Here is an 8,025-nt window from a genome sequence, read left to right as displayed (position 1 = left end):
GGAGCAATCACCTGAACGGGTCAAAAGTTACTTTCAGGATATCCACGTAAAATATGCCGCATGAAAAATTCAAACTTCATCTGGCCGGATCAATAGTTGTTTGATTAACGCACGAATAGCTGTTGCGGAGCATGCGCCCCCTGTTTCAGTGGTCACATGGCTGCCAAAGAAATGTTTCAGCTCGTATATGCCGCGGGGGGTGTGCATGTATTTCTGGGTGGTAACGCGTGAAATGGTCGATTCGTGCAGTTCAACCGTTTCTGCGATTTCACGTAAAACCAGAGGGCGCATGGCAACGTCGCCATGTTCGAAAAAATGCTTCTGACGATCAACAATGGCTTGAGAAACACGTAAAATCGTTTCAAAACGTTGCTGAATATTTTTGATCAACCATTTGGCTTCCTGCAATTGATTCGCCATTTGCTGACTGGAAGCGTTGCCGGTGTTTTGAAGAATGTTTGCATACATTTTATTGATGCGCAGCTTGGGCATGGCGTCCGGGTTCAAGCTGGCTACCCACATGCCTTTTACCTTCTTGACGATCACATCGCAGATCACATAGCGAGTTTCATCGGTGGAATAATTGCCGCCAGGTCTTGGGTTTAAATGGGTAATCAGATGCTGAATCTGACGAATGCCTTCGTCGTTAGTGTGTAATGCTTTCTTGAGTTTATTGTAATCGCGAGAGGCCAGGCTATCCAGATGGCTGCGTACCGTGAGCAGCGATTCGGTTCTGTAGGGTGTATCTTCGGGCAGCGCTTTCAGTTGCAAAGCCAGACATTCAGACAGATTGCGAGCACCAATGCCAATAGGATCAAAATTCTGCAAATGCTTGAGGGCAATTTGTAGTTCAATGGGTTCGATTTCCAGCTCTGGCGGCAGCATGGTAGCTAACTCATCCAGGTCCTGAATCATATAACCTGCGTCATCCAGTGCATCGATGAGCATTTCTACCAGGGTTCTGTCGCGATCAGGGAGTTGAGTCAGGTTCAACTGCCACAAGAGATGCTGGCGTAGTGTGGTTGTTTCAGCTTCCAGTTTAGGTGAATCCGATTCGTCGTTTTCATCTCTTGGAGTGCCGTAACTGGTGTTATCGTCATTCCAATGGTCATCATTATAGTCTTCATGTTCCGAGGTAGTTTCGGTGGGTTCTTTTTCCTGAGGGGATTCAGCGGGTGATTCACTCTGAGGAATACTGATTTCAGCGTCTTGAGGGGGAAGATACTCATCGCCGTTTTTTTCAATTCTTTCAAGCAACGGGTTGTCTTGCAGAAAAGTCTCAACCTCCTGGCTCAATTCCAGAGTGGAAAGTTGCAACAAACGAATCGAAAGCTGCAGTTGCGGCGTTAGCGTCAGTTGTTGTGAAAGTTTGAGTTGTAAGCTGTGTTTCATTAAATGTGATTAAATGCTTCAGGCTTCGAGTTAAATATAAGGTGTGGGTTAAATAAGCCACGCGCATCAATACAACTGGAACAACGTTCTATAGCCGGAAATGCTCCCCCAGGTAAACTTTTCTCACACTTTCATTATAAATGATTTCATCCGGTTTGCCGAAGGCCAATACAGTTCCTTCATTGATAATGTAGGCGCGGTCGCAAATGCCCAGTGTTTCACGGACATTGTGGTCCGTGATCAGCACACCGATGCCTCGGTCCGTCAGGAAACGAATAATTTTCTGAATGTCGATCACTGCAATAGGATCAACTCCTGCAAATGGTTCATCCAGTAGAATAAATCGGGGCTGGCTGGCCAATGCACGGGCAATCTCCACCCTTCTACGCTCTCCGCCAGAGAGACTCAAGGCGGGATTGCCACGAAGATGCTCGATGTGTAACTCGTGTAGCAGTTCGTCCAGTTGATTCTGAATCTGCTGAGTTGTCAAGGACTGCAATTCCAGGATAGCCTGGATGTTTTCTTCAACGGTCAGCTTGCGAAAGATAGAGGCTTCCTGAGGTAAATAGCTTAAACCCAGGCGTGCCCGGCGGTGAATAGGCATTTTCCCCAGCTCTTTCCCATCCAGCTGGATATTTCCGCCGTCTAGTCCAACCAGTCCGACCATCATGTAAAAACAGGTTGTTTTACCGGCGCCATTAGGCCCTAGCAAGCCAACAACTTCACCGCTGCTGACTTCCAAAGAAACATCCTGCACCACAGTGCGGGATTTGTACCTTTTTTTAAGACCGGATGCTTTCAGTTCACTCATTAGAATCGGTTCAATCTTTTTCTTTTTGTTAGTTCTGGCACTGTCCAACAGGGATTGGCGCAGTTGAGAACGCGAAGGTTATTTTAACGCTTTCCCAGCACTTTCTGCTGGCTGGGCGGCAGGAGCAGTTGCACCTGCGCCACTGGCTGCGGGCTTGATTTTAGGCTGAATGACAGCACGAACCCTGCCACCACTGGTTGTGCCTTTGTCCTTGTCGCCCCCCAGAACCTGGAAAAACTCGGTTCTGGCATCATAAGAAATATAATTGCCTTGTACTTCATCTTGATTGCGCTTCATGCGGGCGTGATTAAACAGCTCTGCCTTGTCTGCTTTCGCATTGTATTCGATGCGATCGGCAAAGCCTTCAATATATTCGTCGTAACCTTCACGCTTTTGCTTGAAAGTGGCGGGAGCACCATACACTGTGCCGTGCTCAAAACCCTCTGCACCTTGCTTGACAATCAGTTTGTCTCCCCTGATGACCAATGTTCCCTGAGTCAGTATCACCTTGCCCTGATAAATGCTTGTTTGCTTTGAATCATCTACTGTAACAGTATCGGCTTCAAGATTAACGGTTTTTTCACGGTCAGCTTTTTCAGCAAATGCTGAAAACGAGCATAACAGCAAGAAGCAGCCCAGCACTAAAAATTGGGTCTTAAATGGTTGTGCAGACTTACTTTGCTTTGTCATAACGTCCTTTTACACGGGAAAGTAGCTTGTAGGTTCTCGTATTGTTCTCTAATTCTAAGCCAATCGCAGAAATATTGGTATGTGCGTCTTTGATAACGACAGGTTTATCTGTGCTGACCAGCCCCTTGTCAGGGATAATATGCAGATATGTGGTGTTTAAGGTCATCTGGCTGTCTATGCCTGCTGCCTCGCGAGTAACCTGAACGTGACCGGTGAAATAGACATGATCTCCGTCTTTGGAGATAAGCCCCTTGTCTCCAGAAATATGTAATGGTGGTTTGTCCTTAGCCAGGCTGCTGAAGTAGGGGTGTTCCAGGTGTGTGCTGTCATCATCTGGATAATGTGTCATCTTGTTGGCTATGAGTGTGTAAGCCGGTGTGCCATCTTCTCCCAGGCGTGTGGCAGAAAATCGATCAATAATATAGTCTGGGTCATGTCGATTGCTGCCATCCTGTTTTGGAGGGGGCGGCTGCACAGACTGGTCCAGCCAGTATGTCAGACCGGCAAGCAATAACATTAAGCCTATGGGAAACCAGATGGCGACTCTATCGTTCATTTAAGAGAGATATTGTGCCATTTGTGCATCGTAGGTTCCCTGTGCCTGCATCATTAATTCGCAAATTTCACGTACAGCGCCATGGCCACCGGCCAGCTTGGTGACGAAGTGGGCATGCTGTTTTGCCAATTGATGACCATTGGCAACGCACAGGGCCAAACCGCAGCGGCGCATAACGGGCAAATCAACTACATCATCTCCCATGTAGGCAACGTTCTCAGGCGCGAGCTGCAAGGCATCAATCAGATGTTCATAAGCCTCAACTTTATTTTCCACACCTTGATAAATATGTTCTATACCCAGGTTTTTGGCGCGATGAAGAACCAGTTTGGAAGTGCGGCCAGTAATAATTGCCAGATCTACTCCAGAACGCTTGAGCATTTTCATGCCGTGGCCATCCAGTGAATTGAACGCTTTCAACTCTTGCCCATCATCCGTAAGGTAAAGACTGCCATCGGTCATGACACCATCTACATCAAAAATGACCAGCTTAATTTGTTTTGCTCGCGTAAAAAATTCTTGCATAAGTTCAATTCTCGGTTGAAATGCTTTCGTGTAATTTCACGGGTACCTGATTAATTACACTACACCTGCACGCAGTAAATCGTGCATGTTAAGTGCGCCCAGCAGTTGCTGATTTTCGTTGGTTACCAGCAAACCGTTAATTTTGTATTGTTCCATTACCTGAACGGCTTCAGCAGCCAGCTTGTTGGCATCGATGGTACGGGGTGATTGCGTCATGACCTGTGTGATCAGCGTCGTGTGTATGTCCAGATTTTTGTCCAGGGTGCGTCGTAAATCGCCATCTGTAAACAAACCCAGCAATTTATCTTTTTCATCTACCACGGCAGTCATTCCCATGCCTTTACGCGACATCTCCAGTAATGCTTCAGACAGTAACGCGGTTTGAGTGACTTTTGGCAAAGCAGCGCCAGCATGCATAATGTCTTTTACATGCACTAAGAGGCGACGGCCTAGCGCACCTCCAGGATGGCTGCGCGCAAAATCATCTGCCCCAAAACCCCGTGCGTCCAGTAAAGCAATCGCCAAGGCATCACCCAGTGCCAAAGAAGCTGTGGTACTGGCAGTTGGCGCTAGTCCTAGGGGGCATGCTTCTTCTTTAACTGAAGCATCAAGATGCACATCCGCTTCCCGTGCTAAAGTGGAGTTGGCATTGCCTGTCATGGAAATCAGTTTTGCGCCCTTACGCTTGACCATGGGCAAAATTGAAACGAGTTCTGCGCTTTCACCTGAGTTGGAAAGCGTAATCAGCACATCGTTAGAGGTAATCATCCCCAGATCACCATGGCTGGCCTCTGCAGGATGCATAAAAAATGCTGGCGTGCCTGTGCTGGCCATGGTGGCAGCGATTTTTCGTGCAATATGACCTGATTTCCCCATGCCGCTAACCACAACTCGCCCTTGGCAGTGTAAAATAATTTCAAGAGCTTTTATGAATTGCTGATCCAATCTGTCGATGAGGGCCATGACGGCTTCAGCTTCAATTTTGAGCACTTTGCGCGCGAGATCAAGCGCCAGATCAGTCGGGTGGGGATCTTTCCCCTGATGAGTTTCGTTAGGAATCATGGACTGGAAGTATACTAGAGACTGAAAGGGCTGCAAAACACTTCGCTTATACTGATTGCATAGCAGGGTGTTGGCGAGTATCTTTTTGTGTTTTTCAGACCCGTTATTATTGGGTCTATTAACTGCCGGATTATGCTGCTGGCAGTTTGTTCGCTTTACTGATTTAGAAGCGTTTCGAGTTCGGGTAGTCGAGAAATAACGAATAATATTAGGAACCGAATGCATAACACTTTATCCCTTGTACTGATACTACTCGCTGCCGCCGTGCTGATGGTGGCGCTGTTTCGTGTCTTGCGTTTGCCTCCCATGCTGGGTTATTTACTGGTTGGTATGCTTATCGGTCCGCATGCGTTTGGTTTGATTCAGGATAGCGCCCAGACCCGTTATTTAGCTGAGTTTGGCGTGGTATTTCTGATGTTTAGCATCGGGCTGGAATTCAGCCTGCCTAAATTGCTTGCGATGCGAAAGCTGGTATTTGGTTTGGGCGGGGCTCAGGTGGTTCTCACGCTTTCAGTTGTCTGGGTGATCAGCTGGGTCTTAGAATTAAACTGGATGACAGGTATCGCGTTGGGTGGGGCGCTGGCTATGTCATCAACAGCCATTGTTAGCAAAATGCTGTCTGAGCGGCTTGAGTTGCAATCACCCCATGGTCGTCAGGTCATTGGTGTGCTGTTGTTTCAGGATCTGGCTGTGGTGCCTTTACTGATCTTGATCCCTGCGCTTGCTGCTGGTGGGGGTAATTTAGGTATGGCGCTGGGTGTGGCTGCCATAAAAGCGGTAGTGGTGCTGACTGTATTGCTTTACTTCGGCCAGCGTTTGATGCGCTCATGGTTCCATCTGGTCGCCAGCCAGAAATCTTCTGAATTGTTCATGCTCAACGTGCTGCTGATCACGCTGGGGCTGGCTTATTTGACCGAACTTGCAGGCCTTTCTCTCGCGCTTGGTGCATTTCTGGCCGGTATGTTGATTTCTGAAACGGAATACCGCTACCAAGTGGATGACGACATCAAGCCATTCCGTGATGTATTAATGGGATTGTTTTTTATTACCATCGGCATGTTGCTGGATTTTGGTGCGGTAGTGCAAAATTTCGGTTGGGTTGCACTGGTGCTCACTGCGCTGGTGCTGGGAAAACTGGCCTTGATTGTAGGGTTGGGAAGGTTGTTTGGATATGATACGGCCGTTGCATTGCGTACTGGATTAGGTCTGGCGCAAGCGGGTGAGTTTGGCTTCGTGTTGTTGTCCCAGGCTGGCGCTTTGAATCTGGTTGATGCCGGAACGCTGCAGATTGTTCTGGCTTCGATGCTGATTTCGATGATGCTGGCTCCTTTCATGATTCAATATACAGAAGTCATCGTACGGCGCTTATGCGGGAGTGAGTGGGTTGGTCGTGCCAAGGATTTACACGAAATTTCTGTGCGCAGCTTTGCCGCGACAGGCCACGTGATTATTTGTGGTTATGGCCGTAGCGGTCAGAACTTGGCGCGTTTTCTGGACCAGGAAAATGTCCCTTATATTGCACTGGATCTCGACCCACAAAGGGTAAAAGATGCCGCAGGCGGGGGTGAAAGCGTGGTATTTGGTGATGCTGCACGCCGTGAAGTGTTAATAGCAGCAGGCTTAAAACGTGCCAAAGCCATCGTTGTGACTTATGCAGAAGTGGCCTCTGCCATGAAAATTTTACGGCACGTTCAGGAATTGCGCCCTGAATTACCAGTTATTGTTCGCACGTTGGATGATACCGATCTGGAAAAACTCATGCAGGCTGGTGCCACTGAAGTGGTGCCAGAAGTGCTGGAAGGCTCACTCATGCTGGCTTCCCATGCACTGATGTTGCTGGGTGTGCCGCTGTCTCGCGTGATTAAACGCATTCGTGATGTGCGAGAACAGCGGTATGGATTGTTCAGGGGCTTCTTCCGGGGTGTCAGTGACGCCAGTCTGGAGCAATCCGAATTAGTGCAACCCCGGTTGCAATCCGTGCTAATCAGTCAGGGTGCTGCAGCAGTAAATAAAACCATTGGTGAATTGGGGCTGGATGAGTTTCTGATTGAAGTGCTGGCAGTACGCAGGCACAACATTCGAGGCTTAAATCCTTCGGCAGATACGTTGATTGAAGCGGGCGATGTGCTGGTGCTACGGGGTGCGCCAGAAAACTTGGCGGTTGCGGAAATACGGCTGTTGCAGGGGTAATATAAAAAGGCGCCTCAGAGGCGCCTTTTTATTCGTTTCTTAAATTACTTTAAATGTTTTTGCAGACTGTGTATCTTTTTACCCCGTCATCCACGTAATCAGCTGCATCGGAAGCAGCTGGGCCTAAAGTTGTTCCTCCTCGAACTTGACCTGTTGTGCCAATACCATCATCAAATTGACTATCAATTGCGTTAGCAATGGCTGCAGGGAGATTAGAAGTGCAAACAACTAGCCCAGTGAGCCCAAATGCGCCTGTTTGAACCGTGGTTATTCCTCCAACAGAATTCGTCGGAGGGGTTTGAGTATTTGTTGGTCCGGATATAAATCCAGATAAGCGCAAATGTTGCCAGAATAGATTTGATTCAGCTACGGTTGCTGGTGCAACGGGGGTTACAGTGACTACGCCATCTCCGTTACCTTTTACAGTAACTGCAGATGTCCATCGAGTCTCGGCATTAGGATCATCACCTGGAATAGCACGGTATCTGTCTTGATAGCCATAGTAGGCAGCTGACACACCATTCAAATCATTTGCCACATTTCTGATCTTGGCCTGGGTAATCATTTCCTGGCCTTTCAGCACGCCGCCAAGTATCAAACCAATGATAACCAGCACGATCGCAATTTCAATTAAGGTAAAGCCCTTTTGGTTTTGCATGTTTATTATTTCCATTTGTTATTTTGTATCAAGCTAGAACAACGCAAAAAATATGCCACTGCATGCGTGATCAGGATTGTAACCATATTTAAGTAAAAACAAGGCAAATAGCGGGTATTTTTAGATTAATTAAAATTTAAT

At 47.7% G+C, this 8,025-nt stretch carries 8 protein-coding genes; 1 reads left to right on the top strand and 7 read right to left on the bottom strand.

The annotated features are described in order from the left end of the window. Positions 1-69: 69 nt before the first annotated feature. The 6 genes from EDC63_RS17450 to EDC63_RS17425 all read right to left on the bottom strand — a co-directional run bounded on the left by EDC63_RS17450 (position 70) and on the right by EDC63_RS17425 (position 4,937). Positions 70-1,392 carry an RNA polymerase factor sigma-54 gene (locus tag EDC63_RS17450; RefSeq protein WP_124946876.1) on the bottom strand — a complete coding sequence of 441 codons (1,323 nt, stop codon included), beginning with the start codon at positions 1,390-1,392 and terminating at the stop codon, positions 70-72. An 88-nt stretch (positions 1,393-1,480) separates the two neighbouring features. After that, on the bottom strand, positions 1,481-2,203 hold the full coding sequence (gene lptB, locus EDC63_RS17445; RefSeq protein WP_124946875.1) for an LPS export ABC transporter ATP-binding protein: 723 nt from the start codon (positions 2,201-2,203) through the stop codon (positions 1,481-1,483). A gap of 78 nt (positions 2,204-2,281) precedes the next feature. After that, positions 2,282-2,893 (bottom strand): lipopolysaccharide transport periplasmic protein LptA, encoded by a 612-nt coding sequence (lptA, locus tag EDC63_RS17440; protein WP_124946874.1) that lies wholly within the window; start codon positions 2,891-2,893, stop codon positions 2,282-2,284. After that, complete coding sequence (gene lptC, locus EDC63_RS17435; protein WP_124946873.1) at positions 2,877-3,449, bottom strand: LPS export ABC transporter periplasmic protein LptC; 573 nt, start codon at positions 3,447-3,449, stop codon at positions 2,877-2,879. Before lptC ends, lptA begins: the two co-directional genes overlap by 17 nt. After that, positions 3,450-3,974: a 3-deoxy-manno-octulosonate-8-phosphatase KdsC gene (gene kdsC / locus EDC63_RS17430; protein WP_124946872.1), complete on the bottom strand. Its 525-nt coding sequence runs from the start codon at positions 3,972-3,974 to the stop codon at positions 3,450-3,452. It lies immediately after the preceding gene. Positions 3,975-4,028: 54 nt separating this feature from the next. Then, positions 4,029-4,937, bottom strand: coding sequence for a KpsF/GutQ family sugar-phosphate isomerase (locus EDC63_RS17425; protein ID WP_370685881.1), 909 nt, complete (start codon positions 4,935-4,937; stop codon positions 4,029-4,031). 318 nt (positions 4,938-5,255) lie between these two features. On the opposite strand from EDC63_RS17425, the gene EDC63_RS17420 reads away from it, so the two are divergent. After that, on the top strand, positions 5,256-7,226 hold the full coding sequence (locus EDC63_RS17420) for a monovalent cation:proton antiporter family protein (RefSeq protein ID WP_124946870.1): 1,971 nt from the start codon (positions 5,256-5,258) through the stop codon (positions 7,224-7,226). A 49-nt stretch (positions 7,227-7,275) separates the two neighbouring features. Here the strand turns inward: EDC63_RS17420 and EDC63_RS17415 are convergent, their stop codons facing one another. Then, positions 7,276-7,884: a type II secretion system protein gene (locus EDC63_RS17415; RefSeq protein WP_124946869.1), complete on the bottom strand. Its 609-nt coding sequence runs from the start codon at positions 7,882-7,884 to the stop codon at positions 7,276-7,278. Between the last annotated feature and the right edge of the window lie 141 nt (positions 7,885-8,025).

The organism is Sulfurirhabdus autotrophica (assembly GCF_004346685.1).
GTDB classification, from domain to species: domain Bacteria; phylum Pseudomonadota; class Gammaproteobacteria; order Burkholderiales; family SMCO01; genus Sulfurirhabdus; species Sulfurirhabdus autotrophica.
The sequence above is the reverse complement of the archived record's forward strand: the minus strand, read 5'-3'. Positions and strand labels throughout refer to the sequence as shown.

What these genes read in the sequence shown, in the direction of transcription:
- lptC (WP_124946873.1), bottom strand. Translation starts at nt 3,449, where the DNA reads ATGAACGATAGAGTCGCCATCTGGTTTCCCATAGGCTTAATGTTATTG.
- EDC63_RS17420 (WP_124946870.1), top strand. Translation starts at nt 5,256, where the DNA reads ATGCATAACACTTTATCCCTTGTACTGATACTACTCGCTGCCGCCGTG.
- EDC63_RS17425 (WP_370685881.1), bottom strand. Translation starts at nt 4,937, where the DNA reads ATGGCCCTCATCGACAGATTGGATCAGCAATTCATAAAAGCTCTTGAA.
- lptA (WP_124946874.1), bottom strand. Translation starts at nt 2,893, where the DNA reads ATGACAAAGCAAAGTAAGTCTGCACAACCATTTAAGACCCAATTTTTA.
- kdsC (WP_124946872.1), bottom strand. Translation starts at nt 3,974, where the DNA reads ATGCAAGAATTTTTTACGCGAGCAAAACAAATTAAGCTGGTCATTTTT.
- lptB (WP_124946875.1), bottom strand. Translation starts at nt 2,203, where the DNA reads ATGAGTGAACTGAAAGCATCCGGTCTTAAAAAAAGGTACAAATCCCGC.
- EDC63_RS17450 (WP_124946876.1), bottom strand. Translation starts at nt 1,392, where the DNA reads ATGAAACACAGCTTACAACTCAAACTTTCACAACAACTGACGCTAACG.
- EDC63_RS17415 (WP_124946869.1), bottom strand. Translation starts at nt 7,884, where the DNA reads ATGCAAAACCAAAAGGGCTTTACCTTAATTGAAATTGCGATCGTGCTG.